The following is a 24,445-nucleotide window of genomic DNA, read 5'->3' on the forward strand; positions in this document are numbered from 1 at the left end:
TCCTATTGACGTTAACTGAAACGCTTTAGCCGCTCAGTGTGGTACGCGCTTTGCTATGAAACTCCTGATGCGAGGTTACACGTTTTGGACGGTAACACCCGTTAGCGGTCCCCAAGGCTGTCACAGAACAGCGCATTGCGCCAATTGACCCAAAAACAAGCCAACACGGGTCGGATGCGCCTCATAAGGGTGCGGTGCAATCCCGGCTCACACAACAAGAGCAAAACTGGAGGTTTGAATGAAGATGTTGAAATCCACCTTGGCAGTGGTTACCGCTGCAACCGTGCTGGGTATCAGCGGTATGGCACAGGCAGGTGCAACCCTGGATGCGGTGCAGAAGAAAGGCTTCGTTCAGTGTGGCGTGAGTGACGGTTTGCCGGGTTTCTCGGTACCTGATGCCAAAGGCACCATCGTCGGTATCGACGCCGACGTCTGTCGCGCCGTGGCCGCTGCGGTATTCGGTGACGCCACCAAGGTCAAATTCAGCCAGCTCAACGCCAAGGAACGTTTCACTGCGTTGCAGTCGGGCGAAGTCGATGTGCTTTCGCGTAACACTACCTGGACCAGCTCCCGCGATGCAGGCATGGGCCTGGTGTTTGCCGGTGTTACCTATTACGACGGCATCGGTTTTCTGGTTAACAAAAAGCTGGGCGTTTCCAGCGCCAAAGAGCTGGACGGTGCAACCATCTGCATCCAGGCCGGTACCACTACCGAACTCAACGTCTCTGACTACTTCCGCGCCAATGGCCTGAAATACACCCCGATCACCTTCGACACCTCCGACGAAAGCGCCAAGTCGCTGGAGTCCGGCCGTTGCGACGTGCTGACGTCCGACAAGTCGCAGCTTTACGCACAGCGCTCCAAGCTGGCCGCGCCGACTGACTACGTGGTACTGCCGGAAACAATCTCCAAGGAGCCACTGGGCCCGGTAGTGCGCAAAGGCGATGAAGAGTGGTTCAGCATCGTCAAATGGACCCTGTTCGCCATGCTCAACGCCGAGGAAATGGGCGTCACCTCGAAAAACGTCGAAGCTGAAGCCAAGTCCACCAAGAACCCTGACGTCGCGCGCATGCTCGGCGCCGACGGTGAATACGGCAAAGACCTGAAACTGCCTAAGGACTGGGTCGTGCAGATCGTCAAGCAGGTCGGCAACTACGGCGAAGTGTTCGAGAAGAACCTGGGCAAGGCAACCCCACTGCAAATCGACCGCGGTCTGAACGCCCTGTGGAACAACGGCGGCATTCAGTACGCGCCACCGGTGCGCTGATGGCTGCGGCCAGCGACGGTTTTGGCCGTCGCTGGCTGTTCGGTTCCCTTTCTTTCGGGGCATTACATGCAAAATCAAATCGGCGCACCCAAGGGGCTCTCCTTCAGCGATCCACGTGTGCGTGCCTGGCTGTTCCAGATTCTCACCGTGGTCGCGGTGGTGGGGCTGGGCTGGTACCTGTTCCACAACACCCAGACCAACCTGCAGCACCGGGGCATCACTTCAGGCTTCGACTTTCTTGAGCGCAGTGCCGGCTTCGGCATCGCTCAGCACCTGATCCCCTATACCGAGCAAGACAGCTATGCCCGGGTATTTGTCATCGGCTTGCTCAATACCCTGCTGGTGACCTTTATCGGCATCGTGCTGGCCACCCTGCTGGGGTTCATCATCGGCGTCGCCCGCTTGTCACCGAACTGGATGATCAACAAGCTGGCCACCGTGTATGTCGAGACGTTCCGTAACATTCCACCGCTACTGCAGATTCTGTTCTGGTACTTCGCGGTGTTCCTGACCCTGCCGGGACCGCGGGGTAGCATCAACATCAACGACGCTTTCTTTATCAGCAACCGGGGCCTGAACATGCCCGGTGCTTCCATGGCCGACGGATTCTGGCCATTCGTTGTCAGCCTGGTGCTGGCCATCATCGCCATCGTGGTAATGGTGCGCCTGGCCAACCGCCGTTTCGAAGCCACCGGCGAGCCGTTCCACAAGTTCTGGGTTGGCCTGTTCCTGTTCTTGGGTATTCCTGCGCTCAGCGTGTTGCTGGCAGGCAGCCCGGTGCACTGGGAGATGCCGCAACTCAAGGGCTTCAACTTCGTTGGCGGCTGGGTGTTGATCCCCGAACTGTTGGCCTTGACCCTGGCGCTGACCATCTACACCGCAGCGTTCATTGCCGAGATCGTGCGCTCGGGGATTCGTTCGGTCAGCCATGGCCAGACCGAAGCCGCCCGTTCGCTGGGGCTGCGTGAAGGCCCGACGCTGCGCAAGGTCATCATTCCCCAGGCATTGCGAGTGATCATTCCACCGTTGACCAGCCAATACCTGAACCTGGCGAAGAACTCTTCGCTGGCGGCCGGTATCGGTTATCCGGAAATGGTCTCGCTGTTCGCCGGGACCGTGCTCAACCAGACCGGTCAGGCCATCGAGGTTATCGCCATCACCATGAGCGTCTACCTGGCCATCAGCATCAGCATTTCCTTGTTGATGAACTGGTACAACAAGCGCATTGCGCTGATCGAGCGGTGAGGACACGCGCATGACTACCCATGTTTTCAAACCTGATATGCCGCCACCGGTGAAAACCGTCGGCGTGCTGGCCTGGATGCGCGCCAACCTGTTCTCCAGCTGGCTCAACACCCTGCTTACCCTGTTTGCGCTGTACCTGGTGTGGCTGATCGTGCCGCCACTGCTGCAGTGGTCGATTTTCGACGCCAACTGGGTTGGCACCACCCGTGCCGACTGCACCAAGGAAGGCGCCTGCTGGGTGTTCATTCAGCAGCGTTTTGGCCAGTTCATGTACGGCTACTACCCAAGCGAACTGCGCTGGCGCGTTGACTTGACCGTGTGGCTGGCAGTGATTGGCGCGGCGCCGTTGTTCATCAAGCGCTTCCCACGCAAGGCGATCTACGGCCTGTGCTTTCTGGTGCTGTACCCGCTCATCGCCTTCACCCTGCTGCATGGCGGTTACCTGGGCCTGAGCACGGTACCGACCAACCAGTGGGGCGGCCTGATGCTGACCCTGGTGATTGCCACAGTCGGCATCGTCGGTGCCTTGCCGCTGGGCATTCTCCTGGCGCTGGGGCGGCGTTCGAACATGCCGGCGGTGAAGGTGGTGTGTGTGACCTTCATCGAGTTCTGGCGTGGCGTGCCGTTGATCACTGTGTTGTTCATGTCGTCGGTGATGCTGCCGCTGTTCCTGCCTGAAGGCATGAGCTTCGACAAGCTGTTGCGGGCGATGATCGGGGTCATCCTGTTCCAGTCGGCGTACATCGCTGAAGTGGTGCGGGGCGGTCTGCAGGCCATTCCCAAGGGCCAGTACGAAGCGGCTGCGGCCATGGGCCTTGGCTATTGGCGTGCGATGGGCCTGGTGATTCTGCCGCAAGCCCTGAAGCTGGTGATTCCCGGCATCGTCAACACCTTCATTGCCCTGTTCAAAGACACCAGCCTGGTCATCATCATCGGTTTGTTCGACCTGCTCAACAGCGTCAAACAGGCAGCTGCCGACCCTACCTGGCTGGGCATGGCAACCGAGGGCTATGTGTTCGCCGCCCTGGTTTTCTGGATTTTCTGTTTCGGTATGTCCCGCTACTCCATGCATCTGGAGCGCAAGCTGGACACAGGCCACAAGCGTTAGGAGTGTTCCCATGAGTGAAGCGATCAAACAGCCTGTGAGCCCTGAAGGCATTATTCAGATGCAGGGTGTGAACAAGTGGTACGGTCAGTTCCACGTATTGAAAGACATCAACCTCAATGTTCGCCAAGGCGAGCGTATCGTGCTGTGCGGGCCGTCGGGTTCGGGCAAGTCCACCACCATCCGCTGCCTCAACCGCTTGGAAGAGCACCAGCAGGGTCGCATTGTGGTCGATGGTGTGGAGCTGACCAACGACCTCAAGCAGATTGAAGCGATCCGTCGTGAAGTCGGCATGGTGTTCCAGCATTTCAACCTGTTCCCGCACCTGACCATCTTGCAGAACTGCACCCTGGCGCCGATGTGGGTGCGCAAGATGCCCAAGCGCAAAGCCGAAGAAATCGCCATGCATTACCTGGAGCGGGTGCGGATTCCTGAGCAGGCCAACAAGTACCCGGGGCAGCTGTCCGGTGGTCAGCAGCAGCGGGTGGCGATTGCCCGTGCGCTGTGCATGAAGCCGAAGATCATGCTGTTCGACGAACCGACCTCGGCGCTTGACCCGGAGATGGTCAAGGAAGTGCTCGATACCATGGTCAGCCTGGCTGAAGACGGCATGACCATGCTCTGCGTGACCCACGAAATGGGCTTTGCCCGGACCGTGGCGAACCGGGTGATCTTCATGGACAAAGGGGAGATTGTGGAGCAGGCAGCGCCGGACGACTTCTTCGACCGGCCGCAGAATGAGCGGACCAAGTTGTTCCTGAGCCAGATCCTGCATTGATGCTCGGCCTGTAGGGGCGGCGGTGCGGCGACCCGACTTGCCCCGCGATTGCGATCTATCTTCGACATCGCATCGCGGGGCAAGCCCGCTCCCACAGGGTTAGTCTTCTTGGGCCACTGGTGCAGGCGCCGGCGGTGGGCGCAGGCCGATTTCGGCGGTCAGCTTCAATTCCTTGCCATTGCGGATGACTTCAATCGCCACTTTGTCGTTGGGTTTGATCCGCGCCACCTGGTTCATCGAGCGACGGCCATCACCGGCCGGTTCACCGTTGATGCTCAGAATCACATCACCCAACTGCAGCCCCGCCTTTTGCGCCGGACCGTCGCGGAAAATACCCGCCACGACAATTCCCGGGCGCCCTTGCATACCGAACGACTCCGCCAGTTCCTGGCTCAGTGGCTGCACTTCGATGCCCAGCCAGCCGCGAATCACCTGACCGTGTTCGATAATCGACTTCATCACCTCCAGTGCCAGCTTGGTTGGAATGGCAAAGCCGATTCCTTGCGAACCCCCGGACTTGGAGAAGATCGCAGTGTTGATGCCGGTGAGGTTACCGTTGGCATCGACCAGCGCACCGCCGGAGTTGCCGGGGTTGATCGCCGCGTCGGTCTGGATGAAGTCTTCGTAGTTGTTTAGGCCAAGCTGGTTTCGGCCGGTGGCGCTGATGATACCCATGGTGACGGTCTGGCCGACGCCAAAGGGGTTGCCGATGGCCAGGGCGACATCGCCGATGTGAATGTTGTCGGAGCGGCCGATGGTGATCGATGGCAGGTTTTTCAGATCGATCTTCAGGACTGCCAGGTCGGTTTCCGGGTCGCTACCAATGACCCGCGCCAGGGTTTCACGGCCATCTTTAAGCGCCACGACGATCTGGTCGGCACCGGCGGTCACGTGGTTGTTGGTCAGCAGATAGCCTTCCGGGCTCATGATCACCGCCGAACCCAGGCTCGATTCCCAACGGCGCTGCTTGGGCAGGTTGTCACCGAAGAAGCGGCGGAACTGTGGGTCTTCGAACAGCGGGTGGGTGGTTTTGTTGACCACCTTGGTGGTGTACAGGTTGGCCACCGCGGGTGCCGCTTTGCTCACCGCGTCGGCATACGACACCGGGCCTTGCATGATGCGCTTGGTCTGCGGCGCCTGCTGCAGGTTGACGTCCTGGCTGGGCAGGCCGACCCATTGCGGAAAACGCTGGATGATCAGCAGGGCGATCAGCACGCCAACCAACAGCGGCCAGCCAAAGTAACGCAAAGCCTTGAACATTGAACGAATCCTGGGTGTGGGCAGAGGGCCGCCAATCTGCGTGGGAGCGAGCGCGCGCGATCATACTGCGCCCAAAGCGGCGCACAAACAGTTAAATCGTAACGCGAGCTGTGAATACAGCGTGCAGGCCCCCAAGCAGCCGCCATCGGTTTCCCCAAACCCGGCGACGGCCCATAATGACGCTCATTATACGGGGCCTTGCGCCGCGCTGAACTGCTGATTTGAGGAGTCTTTTCATGGCTGTTGCCCTGAGCACCCTGGTTGAGGAAGCTGAACGTTACCTTGGCAGCGCAAAAATCCAGGATTACTGCCCCAATGGCCTGCAGGTCGAGGGCCGGCCGCAGGTCACCCGCATCGTCAGCGGCGTGACCGCCAGCCAGGCACTGCTCGACGCGGCCGTCGAAGCCGATGCCGACCTGATCCTGGTGCATCACGGTTATTTCTGGAAAGGCGAAAACCCGTGCATCACCGGGATGAAGCAACGCCGCCTGAAAACCCTGCTAAAGCATGACGTCAGCCTGCTGGCCTACCACTTGCCGCTGGACCTGCACCCCGAAGTCGGCAACAACGTACAACTGGCCCGTCAGCTGGACATCACCGTAGAAGGCCCGCTGGACCCGGACAACCCGCGGGTGGTCGGCCTGGTTGGCTCGTTGGCCGAGCCGATGTCGGCGCGCGATTTTGCCCGCAAGGTGCAAGAGGCCATGGGCCGTGAGCCGTTGCTGATCGAAGGCGAGCAGATCATTCGCCGGGTCGGCTGGTGCACCGGCGGCGGGCAGGGCTACATCGACCAGGCGATTGCCGCTGGCGTCGATCTGTTCCTCAGCGGTGAAGCCTCCGAGCAAACCTTCCACAGCGCACGGGAAAACGGCATCAGTTTCATTGCGGCCGGTCACCACGCTACCGAGCGTTATGGCGTGCAGGCGTTGGGTGATTATCTGGCGCGGCGCTTCGCCCTGGAGCACCTGTTCATCGACTGTCCGAACCCGATCTGAGGCTAAAACGGCAGGGCATATTCTTATACTGTTTCGTTCTAGTTGGGCGCCTAAATAGAATCGAGTGCTGTGATACAGTGGTCCGCTCGAACACGGCCCGCTGGCCGTCCATAAGATCGTATTTCCGTGAGTAGCCATGGTCGACAAACTGACGCATTTGAAACAGTTGGAGGCGGAGAGCATCCACATCATTCGTGAGGTGGCCGCCGAGTTCGATAACCCGGTGATGCTGTACTCGATCGGCAAGGATTCGGCCGTGATGCTGCACCTGGCGCGCAAAGCCTTCTTCCCGGGCAAACTGCCGTTTCCGGTGATGCACGTCGACACCCAGTGGAAATTCCAGGAGATGTACCGCTTCCGCGACAAGATGGTCGAGGAAATGGGCCTGGAGCTGATCACTCACGTGAACCCGGACGGCGTCGCCCAGGGCATCAACCCGTTCACCCACGGTAGCGCCAAGCACACCGACATCATGAAGACCGAGGGCCTCAAGCAGGCGCTCGACAAGCACGGCTTCGATGCCGCCTTCGGTGGTGCGCGTCGTGACGAAGAGAAGTCGCGTGCCAAAGAGCGCGTGTACTCGTTCCGCGACAGCAAACACCGCTGGGACCCGAAGAACCAGCGTCCGGAGCTGTGGAACGTCTACAACGGCAAGGTCAACAAGGGCGAATCGATTCGCGTGTTCCCGCTGTCGAACTGGACCGAGCTGGACATCTGGCAGTACATCTACCTGGAAGGTATCCCGATCGTACCGCTGTACTTCGCCGCTGAACGCGAAGTGATCGAGAAGAACGGCACCCTGATCATGATCGATGACGAGCGCATCCTCGAGCACCTCTCGGATGAAGAAAAAGCCCGTATCGTCAAAAAGAAAGTGCGCTTCCGCACCCTTGGCTGCTACCCGTTGACGGGTGCGGTGGAGTCTGAGGCCGAAACCCTCACTGACATCATCCAGGAAATGCTCCTGACCCGCACTTCCGAGCGTCAGGGCCGAGTCATCGACCACGATGGCGCAGGCTCGATGGAAGACAAAAAACGTCAAGGCTATTTCTAAGTTAGGGTCAGACCATGTCGCACCAATCCGAATTGATCAGCGAGGATATCCTCGCCTACCTGGCCCAGCACGAACGTAAAGAACTGCTGCGCTTTTTGACCTGCGGTAACGTCGATGACGGTAAGAGCACCCTGATCGGGCGCCTGCTGCACGACTCGAAGATGATCTACGAAGACCATCTGGAAGCGATCACCCGCGATTCGAAGAAAGTCGGCACCACCGGTGACGATATCGACCTGGCGTTGCTGGTCGACGGCCTGCAGGCCGAGCGTGAGCAGGGCATCACCATCGATGTCGCCTACCGCTATTTCTCCACCGCCAAGCGCAAGTTCATCATTGCCGACACCCCGGGCCACGAGCAGTACACCCGCAACATGGCCACCGGTGCTTCCACCTGTGACCTGGCGATCATCCTTGTCGATGCCCGTTACGGCGTGCAGACGCAAACCCGCCGTCACAGCTACATCGCGTCCTTGCTGGGCATCAAGCACATCGTCGTGGCGGTGAACAAGATGGACCTCAAGGGCTTCGACCAAGGCGTGTTCGACAGCATCAAGGCCGACTACCTGCAGTTTGCCGAAGCCATCAACATGAACCCGAGCAGCCTGCACTTCGTGCCGATGTCGGCGCTCAAGGGTGACAACGTGGTCAACCGCAGCGAGCGTTCGCCGTGGTACACCGGCCCGGCCTTGATGGAAATTCTCGAAACCGTGGAAGTGGCGGCCGATCGCAACTTCACCGACCTGCGCTTCCCGGTGCAGTACGTGAACCGCCCGAACCTGAACTTCCGTGGCTTTGCCGGTACCCTGGCCAGCGGCGTGGTGCACAAGGGCGATGAAATCGTCGTGCTGCCGTCGGGCAAGAGCAGCCGGGTCAAATCCATCGTCACCTTCGAAGGTGAACTGGAGAACGCCGGCCCGGGCCAGGCCGTGACCTTGACCATGGAAGACGAGATCGACATCTCCCGTGGCGACCTGTTGGTGCATGCCGACAACGTGCCACCGGTGACCGATCAGTTCGATGCCATGCTCGTGTGGATGGCTGAAGAGCCGATGCTGCCGGGCAAGAAATACGACATCAAGCGCGCCACCAGCTATGTGCCGGGCTCGATTGCCAGCATCGCCCACAAGGTCGATGTGAATACCCTGGAGCAGGGTGCAGCCAGCGCGTTGCAGCTCAATGAAATCGGCAAGGTCAAGGTCAGCCTCGACGCGCCGATCGCGCTGGACGGCTATGACAGCAACCGCACCACCGGCGCCTTCATTGTCATCGACCGTTTGACCAACGGTACCGTGGGCGCGGGCATGATCATCGCGCCTCCGGTCGTGCCACACGGCACTGTCGGTCAGCACGGCAAGCTGGCACATGTGGCTACCGAAGAGCGCGCCCTGCGTTTCGGCCAGCAACCTGCCACTGTTCTGTTCAGCGGCCTGTCGGGCGCCGGTAAGAGCACCCTGGCGTATGCCGTGGAGCGCAAGCTGTTCGACATGGGCCGTGCGGTGTATGTGCTCGATGGCCAGAACCTGCGTCATGACCTGAACAAAGGTCTGCCACAGGACCGTGCCGGGCGTACCGAGAACTGGCGTCGTGCTGCGCATGTTGCGCGTCAGTTCAACGAAGCGGGCTTGCTGACCCTGGCGGCTTTCGTTGCTCCGGATGCTGAAGGTCGTGAACAGGCCAAGGCACTGATCGGCAAAGAACGCTTGCTTACCGTTTACGTCCAGGCTTCGCCAATGGCCTGCCGTGAGCGCGACCCGCAGGGTCTGTACGCAGCCGGTGGCGACAACATCCCGGGCGAAAGCTTCCCGTACGACGTGCCGCTGGATGCCGACCTGGTGGTCGACACCCAGAACGTCAGCCTGGAAGAGGGCGTCAAGCTGGTGCTGGAGCTGCTGCGTCAGCGTGGCGCAATCTAAATAGCGGCATCATCGCGGGGCAAGTCCGCTCCTACCGGTAGGAGCGGGCTTGCCCCGCGATGCGTTCAGATATGCTTCTCTGACACCGGAATCACCCGTTTCTCCTTCACCGCCTTGAACGAGAAACTCGAGTAAATCTCCTTCACCCCCGGCAACGTCTGCAACACCTCGCGGGCGAACTCGCCAAACGACTCAAGATCCCGCGCCAGGATTTCCAGCAGGAAGTCATAGCGCCCGGAGATGTTGTGACAGGCAACGATCTCTGGAATCTCCATCAAGCGCTGCTCGAAGGCCCGCGCCATCTCCTTGGAGTGCGAGTCCATCATGATGCTGACAAACGCCGTGACGCCAAAGCCCAGCGCCTTGGGCGAGAGAATCGCCTGGTAACCGGTGATATAGCCGCTGTCTTCCAGGAGTTTGACCCGTCGCCAGCACGGCGAGGTGGTCAGGGCGACGTTGTCGGCCAGTTCGGAAATAGTCAGTCGTGCATTGTCTTGCAGGGCGGCGAGCAAGGCGCGGTCGGTACGGTCGAGGGTGGCAGGCATGTTTTGCCCTCCGTGGCCTGAATTCATAGGTTTTTTGTTAATAACCACGCTGAGCGGTGGTTATATTTGGAAAAAAATCAGCACCTCAGTGGCATAAGCTTATAACAAACCACAAGAGGCTGTTGTCATGAGCGGCTCCACCAAGGATTCAGGTTTCGCGACCCGTGCCATTCACCACGGCTACGACCCACTGGCGAATCAAGGTTCGCTGGTCCCTCCGGTCTACCAGACCGCCACCTTCGCATTTCCCACGGTTGAATACGGAGCTGCCTGCTTTGCCGGCGAGCAGGGCGGGCATTTCTACACGCGAATTTCCAACCCCACCCTGGCCTTGCTGGAACAGCGCATGGCCTCGCTTGAAGGCGGGGAGGCCGGGTTGGCCCTGGCCTCGGGCATGGGCGCGATTACCGCGACGCTGTGGACCTTGCTGCGGCCGGGTGATGAGGTGTTGGTCGGGCGCACTTTGTACGGTTGCACCTTCGCCTTTCTGCACCACGGCATCGGTGAGTTCGGGGTCAAGGTTCGCCATGTCGACATGACCGACCTGCAGGCACTTGAGGCGGCGATCAGCGGGCAAACCAAGGTGATCTACTTCGAAACACCGGCCAACCCGAACATGCAGATGGCCGATATTGCGGCGGTGGCGACTATTGCCCGCAGCCGGGGCATCACGGTGGTGGTCGATAACACCTACTGCACGCCCTACCTGCAGCGGCCGCTGGAACTGGGCGCTGACCTGGTTGTGCATTCGGCGACCAAGTACCTCAGCGGGCATGGCGATATCACTGCGGGCCTGGTGATCGGACGCAAGGCACTGGTTGACCGGATTCGCCTCGAAGGCCTGAAGGACATGACCGGCGCGGTGATGTCTCCACAGGATGCTGCTTTGCTCATGCGTGGCATGAAGACCCTGACCTTGCGCATGGAGCGTCACTGCAGCAACGCCCAAACCATCGCTGAATATCTGCAGCAACACCCGGCGGTGGAGCTGATCAACTACCCCGGCCTGCCCGGTTTCCCTCAATACCAACTGGCCCGGCAGCAGATGCGCTTGCCTGGTGGCATGATCGCCTTTGAGCTTAAAGGCGGGATCAGCGCCGGGCGCCGCTTCATGAACGCCCTGCAATTGTTCAGCCGCGCCGTCAGTCTCGGTGATGCCGAGTCGCTGGCCCAGCATCCGGCGAGCATGACCCATTCCAGCTACACCCCCGAAGAGCGTGCCCAGTACGGCATCTCTGAAGGGCTGGTGCGCTTGTCGGTCGGGCTTGAGGATATTGAGGATCTGTTGGCTGATATCGAGCAGGCCCTGAAGGCCTGTGCCTGAACCCGTCACGGATGAGGTCCAATGCAATGGTGGCAATGATGAGCCTTGTGTCAGGTGATGGTATGCCGCGTGGCCTGGGTGATGATCCACAGGCCGACAGCGACCCGGGCGAAACGGCTGAGTGGCTGGATGCGCTCGATTCGACCCTGCAGCACTGTGGCCCTGAACGCGCGCGATTCCTCCTCGAACAGCTCCAAGCGCATGCCCGTGAACTGGGCCTGGAGCGTGGCGCGCCGGCCTACTCGGCGTACCGCAATACCATTGCGGTGGAGCAGCAGGGCGCCTATCCGGGGGACCTGGAGCTTGAAGAACGGATCACCAGCCTGTTGCGCTGGAACGCCCTGGCCATGGTGGTACGCGCCAATCATGCCTATGGTGACCTGGGTGGGCATATCGCCAGTTACGCCTCGGCTGCGGAAATTTTCGAAGTCGGTTTCCAGCACTTTTTTCGCGGTGAGTCCGCTGCCGGGCAGCGCAATGCCGATCTGGTGTTTTTCCAGCCGCATTCGGCACCTGGCATTTATGCCCGGGCATTCCTTGAGGGGCGCCTGAGTGAAGCGCAACTGGCCAGTTACCGCCAGGAAGTCGCGGGTAATGGCCTGTGCTCTTATCCACACCCTTGGCTGATGCCCGACTTCTGGCAGTTTCCGACCGGCTCCATGGGCATTGGCCCGCTCAATGCGATCTATCAGGCGCGGTTCATGCGCTATCTGAAGCACCGCCAGTTGCTGGACACCGACGGGCGCCATGTCTGGGGTGTGTTTGGCGATGGCGAGATGGATGAGCCTGAGTCGATTGCCGGCCTGACCCTGGCAGCACGGGAGCAACTGGATAACCTCACCTTTGTGGTCAACTGCAACCTGCAGCGTCTGGACGGCCCGGTACGGGGTAACGGCCAGATCATTCAGGAGCTCGAAGCCCTGTTCAGCGGCGCAGGCTGGAACGTGATCAAGGTGCTCTGGGGTTCGGAGTGGGACGCACTGTTCGCCCGGGATCATGAGCATGTGCTGCTACGTCAGTTGGCGGCGACCCCGGATGGCCAGTTCCAGAACCTCGGCGCCAAGGATGGTGCCTACAACCTTGAGCATTTTTTCAATCAGCACCCGGCGCTGCAGAAGCTGGTTGAGCACATGAGCTCCGCCGAGATCAACGCGCTCAAGCGTGGTGGCCACGACTTTCGCAAGCTGTACGCCGCGTTTGCCGCGGCCAAGGCCTGCAAGGGTCGCCCCAGCGTGATTCTGGCCAAGACCAAGAAAGGTTACGGCATGAGCGCTGCGGGTGAGTCGCGGATGACCGCGCACCAGGCCAAGAAGCTGGATGTCGAGGCCTTGCTGGCCTTCCGTGACCGCTTCCACCTGCCGCTCAGTGATGCTCAGGTGGAACAGTTGCAGTTCTATCGCCCGGCCGAAGACAGCGCCGAACTGCGGTACTTGCGTGAACGGCGCGCGGCGCTCGGCGGCCCGTTGCCCGCCAGGCGCAGCGAGGTACGCCCGGTGCCGGTACCGGCGCTGGAGGTGATGGGGGGCTTTGCCTTGCAGGCTGACGGCAAGGAGATGTCGACCACCATGGCCGCGGTGCGCATGCTTAGCGCCTGGCTCAAGGCTCCGGAGCTGGGGCCGCGCGTGGTGCCAATCGTAGCCGATGAGGCACGCACCTTCGGCATGGCCAGCCTGTTCCGGCAGATCGGCATCTATTCGCCGCAGGGGCAGTGCTATGAGCCCGAGGATGCCGGTTCTCTGCTGTCCTACAAGGAAGCCCGTGACGGTCAGTTGCTGGAGGAGGGTATTACCGAAGCCGGGGCTATTTCGTCGTGGGTGGCTGCGGCCACCTCCTATGCGGTGCACGGCGAGCCGATGTTGCCGGTGTACATCTACTACTCGATGTTCGGCTTCCAGCGCGTTGGCGACCTGATCTGGGCTGCCGCAGACCAACGTGCCCGCGGCTTGCTGCTGGGCGCAACGGCAGGCCGTACTACCCTCGGTGGAGAAGGGCTGCAGCATCAGGACGGCTCGAGCCTGGTGATGGCCGCAATGGTGCCCAACTGCCGGGCCTGGGATCCGTGCTTCGCGGGCGAGCTAGCGGTGATTCTGGAACACGCGGCAAGGCGCATGCTCAGCGAGCAGTGCGACGAGTTTCATTACGTGGCGGTAATGAACGAAAACTATCCACAACCCTCCCTGCCTGCGCAGGTGCATCAAGAGGTTTTGCGCGGCATGTACCGTTACGTTGAACAACGCGTTGCAGCTGCCAGAGGGCGCGTGCGTTTGTTGGGTTCTGGCGCGATTTTGCGTGAAGTCATTGCTGCCAGTGAACTGTTGGCGAGCGAATGGCAGATCGACAGTGAAGTGTTCAGCGTCACCAGCTTCAGCGAACTGGCACGTGAGGCGCGGGATATCCAGCGCGCTGATCGCCTGGGTCCGGATACCGGGGCAATCAGTCATGTGCAGCGCTGTCTGGGCGGCAGTGATCCGGTGATCGCCGCCAGCGACTATGTGCGTGCCTGGCCACAGTTGATTGCCGAGTATGTGCGGGCGCCCTATGTCACCTTGGGCACTGATGGGTTTGGCCGCAGTGACACCCGTCAGCAGCTGCGACGCTTCTTCGAGGTTGATCGCTTCAGTATTGTGTTGGCCAGTTTGCACAGCCTGGTGCAGCAAGGGGCAATGGAGCGTTGGGTGCTGGATCAGGCGTTGGCGCGTTATGGTCACAGCGCAACGACTGCCCCTTGGTACAGCTAACCGCAGGTAGGAGCGGGCTTGCCCCGCGAAGCGATTTGGCTGGCAAACCGCAATCGCGGGGCAAGCCCGCTCCCACAAAGTTTAAGACAGCCTTGCAATAAAAAGCCCCGCCGATTGGCGGGGCTTTTTGTCAGTTACGCTTGAGCCCGTAGTGCTCATCCAGCATGCCCGGTGCGTTCGGCGCTTTCGGCGCGTAGTCACGCGGTACTTCGGCATCCTTGGGTGGGGTCAGGCGGTCACGCGGAGCCTGGGTGGCTTCCGAGTGCAGCGAGGCCAGCAGGCGCTGGCGGGTCAGTTCGTCCAGGGCCAGGCGGTTGGCGCCATCGGCCAGGTGGTCCTGAACTTCCTGGTAACTTTGGGTCAGCTTCTTGACCAGCGCAGCCGTACTGTTGAAGTGAGTAACCACCTCGTTCTGGTAGCTGTCGAAGCGTTCCTGGATATCATCCAGCTGACGCTGAGTGCTGCTCGGCGCGGCATTGGGCAGCAAGCGGGCGACCAGGAAACCAACGACAACGCCCACGACGAGGGCCAGGGTCGGCAACAACCAAACTAAGAGCGAGAGTTCCACGAGTCCTTCCTCTATAAACGGCTTTGCTTTACGTTAACGGCTCGGACCTGCGCTGTATACCGCGAACGATCGCAAATATCTCAGACAGAATCATTCAGCTAGACGAGTCGACCCTTTCCGAGGTCACGGAGTTTACCTTTGCTTATCCGCGAAACCCCAGTAATGATCGATGGCCCGGTCGGCCAATTGGAAGCCTTGTACCTCGATGTTGCCGAGCCGCGTGGCCTGGTGCTGCTGTGCCACCCCAACCCGGTGCAGGGGGGGACCATGACCAATAAAGTGGTGTCGATGCTGCAGCGCACCGCTCGTGATGCCGGTTACATTACCTTGCGATTCAACTACCGTGGCGTTGGCGCCAGTGCTGGCAGCCATGACATGGGCAGCGGCGAGGTAGACGATGCCCAGGCAGTGGCGGCCTGGCTGCTCGCTAAATATCCGGATTTGCCGCTGACCCTGATGGGCTTTTCCTTCGGTGGCTTTGTTGCGGGAAGCTTGGGCGGGCGCCTGGAGGCTGCGGGCCAGCCGCTCAAGCAGCTGTTCATGGTGGCGCCGGCGGTGATGCGTTTGCAGGATCACGATGCCCTGCCATTGAACTGCGCCCTGAGCGTTATCCAGCCGGAAACCGACGAAGTGATCGATCCACAGCTCGTCTACGCCTGGTCTGACGCACTCACACGCCCCCATGAGCTGCTGAAAGTGGCAGAATGCGGACACTTTTTCCACGGCAAGCTCACCGACCTCAAAGCGCTGGTGCTGCCACGCCTTTCGAATTGATTGAAGTCTGATAAGCGATTACCCATGACTACGCGCATCCTTACCGGTATCACCACCACGGGCACGCCTCACCTGGGCAACTACGCCGGTGCCATTCGCCCGGCGATCCTCGCCAGCCGTGAGCCAGGCGTCGACTCGTTCTACTTCCTGGCCGACTACCACGCCCTGATCAAATGCGATGACCCGCAGCGCATCCAGCGCTCGCGTCTGGAAATCGCCGCGACCTGGCTGGCCGGTGGCCTGGACCCGGAACGGGTAACCTTTTATCGCCAGTCCGACATCCCGGAAATTCCTGAACTGACCTGGTTGCTGACCTGCGTCGCCGCCAAGGGCCTGCTCAACCGTGCGCATGCCTACAAGGCCTCGGTGGACAAGAACCTGGAGAACGGCGAAGACCCGGATGCCGGCGTCAGCATGGGCCTGTACAGCTATCCGGTGCTGATGGCTGCCGACATCCTGATGTTCAACGCCAACAAGGTGCCGGTCGGTCGCGACCAGATCCAGCACGTGGAAATGGCCCGTGACATCGGCCAGCGCTTCAACCATCTGTTCGGCCAGGGCAAGGAATTCTTTGCCATGCCGGAAGCGTTGATCGAAGAAAGCGTGGCGACCCTGCCGGGCCTTGATGGCCGCAAAATGTCCAAGAGCTATGACAACACTATCCCGTTGTTCACCAGCGCCAAGGACATGAAAGACGCGATCTCGCGCATCGTCACCGACTCGCGTGCCCCTGGTGAAGCCAAAGACCCGGACAATTCGCACCTGTTCACCCTGTTCCAGGCCTTTGCCACTACGGCACAAGCCGAGGAGTTCCGTAGCGAACTGCTGCAGGGCCTGGGTTGGGGCGAGGCCAAGCAGCGCCTGTTCCAACTGCTCGACGGTCAACTGAGCGAGCCGCGCGAGCGCTACCACCAACTGATCAGCCGTCCGGGCGATCTGGAAGACATCTTGCTGGCGGGCGCTGCAAAAGCTCGCAAAGTGGCCACGCCGTTCCTTGAGCAACTGCGTGAAGCGGTCGGCCTGCGTTCGTTCCGTGCCATCGATCAGGGTGCTGCCCAGGTCAAGAAGAAGGCTGCCAAGGCCGCGCGTTTTGTCAGCTTCCGCGAAGACGACGGCAGCTTCCGTTTCCGTCTGCTGGCGGCCGATGGCGAACAGTTGCTGCTGTCGCGCAACTTTGCCGATGGCAAGACTGCCGGTGCGGTGAGCAAGCAGTTGCAGCAGGGCGGTGAGCTGGACGTACGTACCGAAGGCCTGGGTTTCAGCCTGTGGCTGGAAGGTGAATGTGTTGCCGAGGGGCCGCAGCTGGCCGATGAAGCGGCACGTGACAACGCCATCGACAGCCTGCGCGCAGCCTTGCAACCACAGCAGGACTAAACGGCCAGACGCAAGTCTGATTGCCATTATCCGGGGCCGTCGCTACAGTGACGGCCCGCTTTTGTTACCTTGCTAACGAATTATGACGCCCCTAGAACGATATCAAGCAGATCTGAAACGTCCCGAATTCTTCCATGACGCGGCGCAGGAAACAGCGGTGCGTCATCTGCAGCGCCTGTACGACGATCTGATCGCGGCGCAGAACAACAAGCCCGGGGTATTCGGCAAGTTGTTCGGCAAGAAGGATCAGGCGCCGGTCAAGGGCTTGTACTTCTGGGGTGGGGTAGGCCGCGGCAAGACCTACCTGGTCGATACTTTCTTCGAAGCGCTGCCGTTCAAGCAGAAAATGCGCACGCACTTCCACCGCTTCATGAAGCGGGTGCACGACGAAATGAAGACCCTCAAGGGTGAAAAGAACCCCCTGACGGTCATCGCCAAGCGTTTTTCCGATGAAGCACGGGTGATCTGCTTCGACGAATTCTTCGTTTCCGACATCACCGACGCGATGATCCTTGGCACCCTGATGGAAGAGCTGTTCAAGAACGGCGTAACCCTGGTGGCGACCTCGAACATCGTGCCTGATGGTTTGTACAAAGACGGTTTGCAGCGCGCCCGCTTCCTGCCAGCGATCGCCCTGATCAAACAGAACACTGATATCGTTAACGTCGACAGCGGCGTTGACTACCGCCTGCGCCATCTGGAACAAGCCGAGTTGTTCCACTTCCCGCTGGACGAGGCCGCACACGAAAGCCTGCGCAAAAGCTTCCGCGCCCTGACTCCGGAGTGCACCCAGGCGGTCGAAAACGACGTGCTGATCGTCGAGAACCGTGAAATCCGTGCCCTGCGTACCTGTGATGATGTCGCCTGGTTCGATTTCCGCGAACTGTGCGATGGCCCGCGCAGCCAGAACGACTACATCGAGTTGGGCAAGATCTTCCATGCAGTGTTGCTCAGCGACGTTGAGCAGATGGGTGTGGCCACTGATGACATCGCGCGGCGTTTCATCAACATGGTCGACGAATTCTATGACCGTAACGTCAAGCTGATCATCTCGGCTGAAGTTGAACTCAAAGACCTGTACACCGGCGGTCGCCTGACCTTCGAATTCCAGCGTACCCTCAGCCGCTTGCTGGAAATGCAGTCCCACGAATTCCTCGCGCGGGCGCACAAGCCCTGATTCATCGCGGGGCAAGCCCGCTCCCACCGGTGGGAGCGGGCTTGCCCCGCGATAAATTCCTCAAGCCTCCTGCATGAACTGCTGCCGATACTGATTCGGCGACAGCTCGGTGTGCTGCCTGAACAGCCGCGCAAAGAAGCTGGCATCGTCATAGCCCACTTCATAGCTGATGGTCTTGATGCTCTTGCGCGTGCCTGACAACAAGCCCTTGGCCGTTTCGATCCGCAGCCGCTGCAGATAGTGCAGGGGTTTGTCGCCCGTCGCGGTCTGGAAGCGACGCATGAAGTTGCGGATGCTCATGCCGTGATTGCGGGCGACGTCTTCGAAGCGGAACTTGTCGGCAAAGTGTTCTTCGAGCCACTGCTGGATTTGCAGGATGATCAGGTCCTGGTGCAGTTTCTGGCCGCCAAAGCCCATGCGTCCCGGGGTGTAGTTGCGCTGGACTTCGTAGAGGATGTCACGGGCAACCGCCTGGGCCACATTGGCGCCGCAGAAACGTTCGATCAGGTAAATGTACAGGTCGCAGGCTGAGGTGGTACCGCCGGCGCAGTAGAGGTTATTGGCGTCGGTCAGGTGCTTGTCCTGGTTCAGGATGACCTTGGGGAAGCGTTCGCTGAACTGGTTGAAGAAGCGCCAGTAGGTCGTTGCTTCCTTGCCGTCGAGCAAGCCCGATTCGGCCAGCCAGAACACGCCACTGGCCTCGCCACAGAGCACCGCGCCGCGCGCGTGTTGTTCGCGCAGCCAGGGCAGTACTTGAGGGTAGCGCTGGCAGAGCGCGTCGAAATCGTCCCAGAAGGCCGGCAGGATGATCACATCGGCGTCTTCCAGGCCGCTGTCCACCGGCAGCACGACGTCGCTGAAACTGCGCACAGGCTGCCCGTCGGGGCTGACCAGGCGAGTCTCGAATATCGGCTTTAACCCCACGCCCAGCTGCTTGGCATAGCGCAGGCTGGCGAGGTGGAAGAAGTCCTTGGCCTGCGTCACTGTGAAGGCAAAGACGTTATCGATGGCCAGTATGCTGACGCGCCGCAAGGACGCAGAGGGTTGGGTAAACATCATTTTCGTTGTTCTTATAGGGGAGAGTGGTCAATCACCGGCTGGATCGTCTTATTTTTTGGCTGTTGTGTCTACCCTGGGTTGTTGGCGGCAACTCACTCAGCGGTGGGAGCGGGCTTGCCCCGCGAGGCAATGTGACTGACACGCCCAGATCGCGGGGCAAGCCCGCTCCCACCGATTGTTAAGGCGCGGGGTTGGGCTGATCCTGATGAATGGCCTCGATGCCCGCCAGCAGCTCGTCAGACAGCTTGAGGCTGAAGCTCGCCAGGTTGCTGTCCAGTTGCTCCAGGCTGGTCGCGCCGATGATGTTGCTGGTCACGAAGGGCTGCCGGGTGACAAAAGCCAGGGCCATTTGCGCCGGGTCCAGGCCGTGCTCGCGCGCCAGTTGCACGTAGCGGCTGCAGGCCGCGACGGTCTGCGGGTTGGAGTAGCGCGAGAAGCGGCTGAACAAGGTTAGGCGGCCCTTCGCTGGCCGCGCGCCGTTCTCGTATTTGCCCGAGAGCATGCCGAACGCCAGGGGTGAGTAGGCCAGCAGCCCGCATTGTTCGCGGATAGCGATTTCCGCCAGGCCCACTTCGAAACTGCGGTTGAGCAGGTTGTATGGGTTCTGGATCGAGACTGCGCGGCTCCAGCCACGGCTCTCGGCCAGTTGCAGGAACTTCATGGTGCCCCACGGGGTTTCGTTGGACAGGCCGATATGGCGGATCTTGCCCGCTTTCACCTGTTCGTCGAGTACTTCCAGGGTTTCTTCCAGCGGGGTGAAGTGGTCGTTTGGCAGGTGCTGGTAGCCGAGCTTGCCGAAGAAGTTGGTGCTGCGCTCAGGCCAGTGCAGTTGGTAGAGGTCGATCCAGTCGGTCTGCAGGCGTTTGAGGCTGGCGTCGAGGGCGGCAACGATGTGCTGGCGGTTGTGCTTGAGCTGGCCATCGCGGATGTGGTTGATGCCATTGCCAGGGCCGGCTACCTTGCTGGCCAGGATCCAGTCGGCACGATCACCGCTGCGTTTGAACCAGTTGCCGATGATGCGCTCGGTCGCGGCATAGGTTTCCGGGCGGGGCGGCACCGGGTACATCTCGGCGGTGTCGATAAAATTGATGCCTGCGGCTTTGGCGCGGGCGATCTGGCTGAAGGCCTCAGCCTCTTCATTCTGCTCGCCCCAGGTCATGGTGCCCAGGCACAGTGCGCTGACATTGAGGTCGGTACGGCCCAGCTGGCGGTAGTCCATCGGCGTCTCCCTGGCAAAAGAAGCATAAAAGCAGGTTGAATTTTTTTTCGCAATCTGGATAATTCGGCCCCTCTCCGTGTGTGGGAGTGATGCCCCCCACATAGAAGAACCCTGCCGAATATTGGACGCGCTGACCCGAGCCCCCGATAGCGTCCGTGTGCGGCTGTGTCCTTGTATTGTCAAGGTACGCACTATCCAGTAAGATCTGCCGTCTTATTTTCGCTGGGCGGCCCCTGAGGCTATAAAGAATGAAAACTTTTACTGCTAAACCGGAAACAGTAAAGCGCGACTGGTTCGTAGTTGACGCCGCTGGTCAGACCCTGGGTCGTCTGGCTACCGAAATCGCTAGCCGTCTGCGTGGCAAGCACAAGCCAGAGTACACTCCTCACGTTGACACCGGCGACTACATCGTCGTCATCAACGCCGAGCAGATCCGTGTGACTGGTGCCAAAACTTCGGACAAGATGTACTACTCCCACTCCGGCTTCCCGGGCGGTATCAAGGAAATCAACTTCGAGAAGTTGATCGCCAAGGCCCCTGAGCGCGTGATCGAGACCGCGGTTAAAGGCATGCTGCCTAAGAACCCACTGGGTCGCGACATGTACCGTAAGCTGAAAGTCTATGCGGGCGCTACTCACCCTCATACTGCTCAGCAGCCCCAAGAACTGAAGATTTAACGGAATAGTTCATTATGTCGGCGACTCAAAATTACGGCACTGGCCGTCGCAAGACCGCAACCGCTCGCGTTTTCCTGCGTCCAGGTACCGGTAACATCTCCATCAACAACCGTTCTCTGGACGTGTTCTTCGGTCGTGAAACCGCGCGCATGGTAGTTCGCCAGCCGCTGGAACTGACCGAGACCACCGAAAAGTTCGACATCTACGTCACCGTTATCGGTGGTGGTGTCAGCGGCCAGGCCGGTGCAATCCGTCACGGTATCACCCGTGCACTGATGGACTACGACGAGACTCTGCGTGGCGCTCTGCGTCGTGCTGGTTACGTTACCCGTGACGCTCGTGAAGTTGAGCGTAAGAAAGTGGGTCTGCGTAAAGCGCGTAAGCGTCCTCAGTACTCCAAGCGTTAATTTCGCTTCGGCGTTCAAAAAAAGCCCGGTTCCTGGTGGAACCGGGCTTTTTTTATGTCTTGAATAAGTATGTTGGTCTTTACTGTGACAACTTGCCGCATAGACGCAAGTCAAGAGCTACAAGGGATTGCGGCTTGGTCGCGGGCTAATCACCTTGTCAGAGAAGGGTCTTTTCATTACCATGCGGCAAATTTTTAGCAGTTCAGAAATTACTTAGTAGATGCCTGTTGTAACAGGCCATAAAGCTGATGGGAGAGGACTGAATGAGCAATGACGGCGTCAATGCAGGCCGGCGTCGCTTCCTCGTAGCAGCCACATCCGTGGTGGGTGCTGCAGGAGCGGTGGGGGCTGCGGTCCCGTTCGTGGGGTCATGGTTCCCCAGTGCCAAGGCGAAAGCCGCAGGTGCACCGGTGAAGGTCAATATTGCCAAGGTGGAGCCAGGTCAGCAGATGATTGCTGAATGGCGTGGCCAGCCGGTCTTCATCGTCCGTCGCACCGAAGAGATTCTTGGCAACCTCAAGAAGATCACCGGTGACCTCTCCGACCCTGAATCCAAGGCATCGGTTCAACCGACGTACGTCAACCCGGAAAACCGTGCGATCAAGCCGGAAATCCTGGTACTGGTCGGTTTGTGCACCCACCTGGGCTGCTCGCCAACCTTCCGTCCTGAAGTCGCCCCGGTCGACCTGGGTCCCAAGTGGGTCGGCGGTTACTTCTGCCCATGCCACGGCTCCCACTACGACCTGGCGGGTCGCGTCTACAAGGCCCAGCCGGCGCCGCTCAATCTGCCAGTGCCGCCGCACTCTTATGAGTCGGACGACATCATTGTCGTTGGCGTCGATCAGGAGAACGCGTGATGAGTAAGTTCATGGATTGGGTTGACGCCCGCTTCCCCGCGACCAAGATGTGGGAAGACCACCTCAGCAAGTATTACGCACCGAAGAACTTCAACTTCTTCTACTTTTTCGGCTCCCTGGCACTGCTGGTGCTGGTTAACCAGATCGTCACCGGCGTCTGGCTGACCATGAGCTTCACGCCGTCGGCCGAAGAGGCATTCGCCTCGGTCGAATACATCATGCGTGACGTCGAATACGGCTGGATTCTGCGCTACCTGCACTCCACCGGCGCCTCGGCGTTCTTCATTGTCGTTTACCTGCACATGTTCCGCGGCCTGCTGTACGGCTCGTACCAGAAGCCTCGCGAACTGGTCTGGGTGTTCGGCATGCTGATCTACCTGGCGCTGATGGCGGAAGCCTTCATGGGTTACCTGCTGCCGTGGGGCCAGATGTCCTACTGGGGTGCCCAGGTGATCATCTCGCTGTTCGGTGCGATTCCGGTAATCGGCGATGACCTGACCCAGTGGATCCGTGGTGACTACCTGATTTCCGGCATCACCCTGAACCGCTTCTTCGCCCTGCACGTTGTGGCCCTGCCGATCGTGATTCTCGGTCTGGTGGTGCTGCACATCCTGGCGCTGCACGAAGTGGGTTCGAACAACCCTGATGGCGTCGACATCAAGAAGCTTAAAGACGAAAACGGTGTGCCGCTCGATGGCATTGCCTTCCACCCGTACTACACCGTTAAGGACATCGTCGGCGTCGTCGTGTTCCTCTTCGTGTTCTGCGCAGTGGTGTTCTTCTTCCCGGAAATGGGTGGTTACTTCCTGGAAAAACCGAACTTCGAGCAGGCTAACGCCTTCAAGACTCCTGAGCACATTGCACCGGTCTGGTACTTCACGCCGTTCTACGCGATCCTGCGGGCCGTTCCCGACAAGCTCCTGGGTGTCATCGCCATGGGCGCTGCGATTGCCGTGCTGTTCGTCCTGCCGTGGCTCGACCGCAGTCCGGTCAAGTCGATGCGCTACAAAGGCTGGATGAGCAAGATCTGGCTGCTGGTGTTCTGCATTTCGTTCGTGATCCTGGGTGTGCTGGGCGTACTGGCGCCAACCCCGGGCCGTACATTGCTGTCGCAGGTATGCACCTTCCTGTATTTCGCCTACTTCATTCTGATGCCGTTCTACACCAGGCTTGAGAAGACCAAACCGGTTCCGGAAAGGGTGACTGGCTGATGAAAAAGCTATTTGCAGTAATGATCCTGGCATTGATGCCAACACTGAGCTTTGCCGCCTCCGAGCACGGTCCGGTCCTCGACAAGGTCGATATCGACCTCGCCGACAAGGCTGCCATGCAAGATGGGGCGCGCACCTTCGCCAACTATTGCATGGGCTGCCACAGCGCCAAGTTCCAGCGTTACGAGCGGGTTGCCGATGACCTGGGTATTCCTCACGAGCTGATGCTCGAGAAGCTGGTATTCACCGGCGCCAAAATTGGCGACCACATGAAGATCGGCATGCAGCCGCAAGACGCCAAAACCTGGTTCGGTGCGGCACCGCCAGACCTGACCCTGGTTGCGCGTGTTCGTGGTACCGACTGGCTGTACACCTACCTGCGCAGCTTCTATGAAGACAAGTCGCGTCCGTACGGGGTGAACAACAAGGTTTTCCCGAACGTCGGTATGCCTAACGTGCTGGTTGGCCTGCAAGGTAACCAGGTTATCGGGTGCAAGCAGATTCAGACGGTTGTCGATGGCAAGAAGCAATTCGACCCGCTGACCGGTTCGCCGTTGACCCATGAAGCGTGCGACCAGCTGACCGTGGAGCCGAAATCCGGTACCCTGACCGAAGAGCAGTTCGACGAGAAGGTCAAGAACCTGGTGACCTTCCTGGCCTACTCGGCCAACCCGGTCAAACTGGAAAGTCAGCGCATCGGCACCTACGTGCTGCTGTACCTGGCCTTCTTCTTCATATTCGCCTACTTGCTCAAGCGCGAATACTGGAAGGACGTGCACTGATCACGCAGTAGTTTCTGGTAGTTGAACGCGCCCTGGGGTGCCTCCGGATATCGGAGGTGCCCGCAGGGCGCGTTTGCATTTGTAGCTTCTATAATTTCATCTGCGAGGAGGAC

General features: G+C 59.9%; 22 protein-coding genes. 17 read left to right on the plus strand and 5 right to left on the minus strand.

The features are described 5' to 3' along the window. Nucleotides 1-238 precede the first annotated feature (238 nt). From ACVWSC_RS04865 to ACVWSC_RS04880, 4 genes are all read left to right on the plus strand, one after another. A complete protein-coding gene (locus ACVWSC_RS04865; RefSeq protein ID WP_442112299.1) occupies nt 239-1,267 on the plus strand; it encodes an amino acid ABC transporter substrate-binding protein in 1,029 nt (342 codons plus the stop codon). 66 nt (nt 1,268-1,333) lie between these two features. Then, nucleotides 1,334-2,512, plus strand: a complete 1,179-nt coding sequence (locus ACVWSC_RS04870; protein ID WP_442112300.1) for an amino acid ABC transporter permease — start codon at nt 1,334-1,336, stop codon at nt 2,510-2,512. Between the two features lie 10 nt (nt 2,513-2,522). Beyond that, entirely contained in the window at nt 2,523-3,620 is a 1,098-nt protein-coding gene (locus ACVWSC_RS04875) for an amino acid ABC transporter permease (protein WP_442112301.1), read from the plus strand. A 10-nt stretch (nt 3,621-3,630) separates the two neighbouring features. After that, the gene (locus tag ACVWSC_RS04880) at nt 3,631-4,395 is read left to right on the plus strand and encodes an amino acid ABC transporter ATP-binding protein (protein ID WP_274295875.1); all 765 of its coding nucleotides are present in this window, start codon (nt 3,631-3,633) and stop codon (nt 4,393-4,395) included. A 99-nt stretch (nt 4,396-4,494) separates the two neighbouring features. Here ACVWSC_RS04880 and algW read toward each other — a convergent pair whose 3' ends face one another. Further along, entirely contained in the window at nt 4,495-5,655 is a 1,161-nt protein-coding gene (gene algW, locus ACVWSC_RS04885; protein ID WP_442112302.1) for a Do family serine endopeptidase AlgW, read from the minus strand. A 236-nt stretch (nt 5,656-5,891) separates the two neighbouring features. On the opposite strand from algW, the gene ACVWSC_RS04890 reads away from it, so the two are divergent. The 3 genes from ACVWSC_RS04890 (at nt 5,892) to cysN (ending at nt 9,620) form a co-directional block, all read left to right on the plus strand. Next, on the plus strand, nt 5,892-6,650 hold the full coding sequence (locus tag ACVWSC_RS04890) for a Nif3-like dinuclear metal center hexameric protein (protein WP_442112303.1): 759 nt from the start codon (nt 5,892-5,894) through the stop codon (nt 6,648-6,650). Between the two features lie 136 nt (nt 6,651-6,786). After that, nucleotides 6,787-7,704: a sulfate adenylyltransferase subunit CysD gene (gene cysD, locus ACVWSC_RS04895; RefSeq protein ID WP_133209497.1), complete on the plus strand. Its 918-nt coding sequence runs from the start codon at nt 6,787-6,789 to the stop codon at nt 7,702-7,704. 14 nt (nt 7,705-7,718) lie between these two features. Next, complete coding sequence (gene cysN / locus ACVWSC_RS04900) at nt 7,719-9,620, plus strand: sulfate adenylyltransferase subunit CysN (RefSeq protein WP_442112304.1); 1,902 nt, start codon at nt 7,719-7,721, stop codon at nt 9,618-9,620. A gap of 65 nt (nt 9,621-9,685) precedes the next feature. Here the strand turns inward: cysN and ACVWSC_RS04905 are convergent, their stop codons facing one another. After that, entirely contained in the window at nt 9,686-10,165 is a 480-nt protein-coding gene (locus tag ACVWSC_RS04905) for an Lrp/AsnC family transcriptional regulator (protein WP_442112305.1), read from the minus strand. A gap of 127 nt (nt 10,166-10,292) precedes the next feature. Here ACVWSC_RS04905 and ACVWSC_RS04910 point away from each other — a divergent pair, with 127 nt between their 5' ends. Both ACVWSC_RS04910 and mdeB read left to right on the plus strand, forming a co-directional pair. Continuing rightward, the gene (locus ACVWSC_RS04910; protein WP_442112306.1) at nt 10,293-11,489 is read left to right on the plus strand and encodes a methionine gamma-lyase; all 1,197 of its coding nucleotides are present in this window, start codon (nt 10,293-10,295) and stop codon (nt 11,487-11,489) included. A gap of 62 nt (nt 11,490-11,551) precedes the next feature. Continuing rightward, entirely contained in the window at nt 11,552-14,227 is a 2,676-nt protein-coding gene (gene mdeB / locus ACVWSC_RS04915; RefSeq protein WP_442112307.1) for an alpha-ketoglutarate dehydrogenase, read from the plus strand. Nucleotides 14,228-14,357: 130 nt separating this feature from the next. On the opposite strand, the gene ACVWSC_RS04920 is transcribed toward mdeB, so the two are convergent. Then, nucleotides 14,358-14,795, minus strand: a complete 438-nt coding sequence (locus ACVWSC_RS04920) for a Z-ring associated ZapG family protein (protein WP_442112308.1) — start codon at nt 14,793-14,795, stop codon at nt 14,358-14,360. 138 nt (nt 14,796-14,933) lie between these two features. Between ACVWSC_RS04920 and ACVWSC_RS04925 the strand changes: the two genes are divergently transcribed. From ACVWSC_RS04925 to zapE, 3 genes are all read left to right on the plus strand, one after another. After that, the gene (locus ACVWSC_RS04925; protein ID WP_442112309.1) at nt 14,934-15,569 is read left to right on the plus strand and encodes an alpha/beta hydrolase; all 636 of its coding nucleotides are present in this window, start codon (nt 14,934-14,936) and stop codon (nt 15,567-15,569) included. A gap of 24 nt (nt 15,570-15,593) precedes the next feature. Next, complete coding sequence (locus tag ACVWSC_RS04930) at nt 15,594-16,943, plus strand: tryptophan--tRNA ligase (protein ID WP_442112310.1); 1,350 nt, start codon at nt 15,594-15,596, stop codon at nt 16,941-16,943. A gap of 82 nt (nt 16,944-17,025) precedes the next feature. Then, entirely contained in the window at nt 17,026-18,120 is a 1,095-nt protein-coding gene (zapE, locus tag ACVWSC_RS04935) for a cell division protein ZapE (RefSeq protein ID WP_442112311.1), read from the plus strand. 60 nt (nt 18,121-18,180) lie between these two features. Here zapE and ACVWSC_RS04940 read toward each other — a convergent pair whose 3' ends face one another. Both ACVWSC_RS04940 and ACVWSC_RS04945 read right to left on the minus strand, forming a co-directional pair. Then, nucleotides 18,181-19,176 carry a GlxA family transcriptional regulator gene (locus ACVWSC_RS04940; RefSeq protein ID WP_442114256.1) on the minus strand — a complete coding sequence of 332 codons (996 nt, stop codon included), beginning with the start codon at nt 19,174-19,176 and terminating at the stop codon, nt 18,181-18,183. A gap of 181 nt (nt 19,177-19,357) precedes the next feature. Next, the gene (locus tag ACVWSC_RS04945; RefSeq protein WP_442112312.1) at nt 19,358-20,398 is read right to left on the minus strand and encodes an NADP(H)-dependent aldo-keto reductase; all 1,041 of its coding nucleotides are present in this window, start codon (nt 20,396-20,398) and stop codon (nt 19,358-19,360) included. Nucleotides 20,399-20,646: 248 nt separating this feature from the next. Here ACVWSC_RS04945 and rplM point away from each other — a divergent pair, with 248 nt between their 5' ends. From rplM to ACVWSC_RS04970, 5 genes are all read left to right on the plus strand, one after another. Further along, the gene (gene rplM / locus ACVWSC_RS04950; RefSeq protein WP_038607182.1) at nt 20,647-21,075 is read left to right on the plus strand and encodes a 50S ribosomal protein L13; all 429 of its coding nucleotides are present in this window, start codon (nt 20,647-20,649) and stop codon (nt 21,073-21,075) included. Nucleotides 21,076-21,089: 14 nt separating this feature from the next. Next, nucleotides 21,090-21,482, plus strand: a complete 393-nt coding sequence (gene rpsI / locus ACVWSC_RS04955) for a 30S ribosomal protein S9 (RefSeq protein ID WP_036996798.1) — start codon at nt 21,090-21,092, stop codon at nt 21,480-21,482. Between the two features lie 263 nt (nt 21,483-21,745). Further along, nucleotides 21,746-22,339 carry a ubiquinol-cytochrome c reductase iron-sulfur subunit gene (gene petA / locus ACVWSC_RS04960; protein ID WP_133209521.1) on the plus strand — a complete coding sequence of 198 codons (594 nt, stop codon included), beginning with the start codon at nt 21,746-21,748 and terminating at the stop codon, nt 22,337-22,339. Beyond that, on the plus strand, nt 22,339-23,550 hold the full coding sequence (locus ACVWSC_RS04965; protein WP_133209523.1) for a cytochrome b: 1,212 nt from the start codon (nt 22,339-22,341) through the stop codon (nt 23,548-23,550). The genes petA and ACVWSC_RS04965 overlap by 1 nt, the downstream gene beginning before the upstream one ends. Continuing rightward, a complete protein-coding gene (locus tag ACVWSC_RS04970; protein WP_442112313.1) occupies nt 23,550-24,332 on the plus strand; it encodes a cytochrome c1 in 783 nt (260 codons plus the stop codon). The genes ACVWSC_RS04965 and ACVWSC_RS04970 overlap by 1 nt, the downstream gene beginning before the upstream one ends. Nucleotides 24,333-24,445: the final 113 nt, after the last annotated feature.

The sequence above is a fragment of the Pseudomonas sp. NUPR-002 genome (assembly GCF_056322725.1).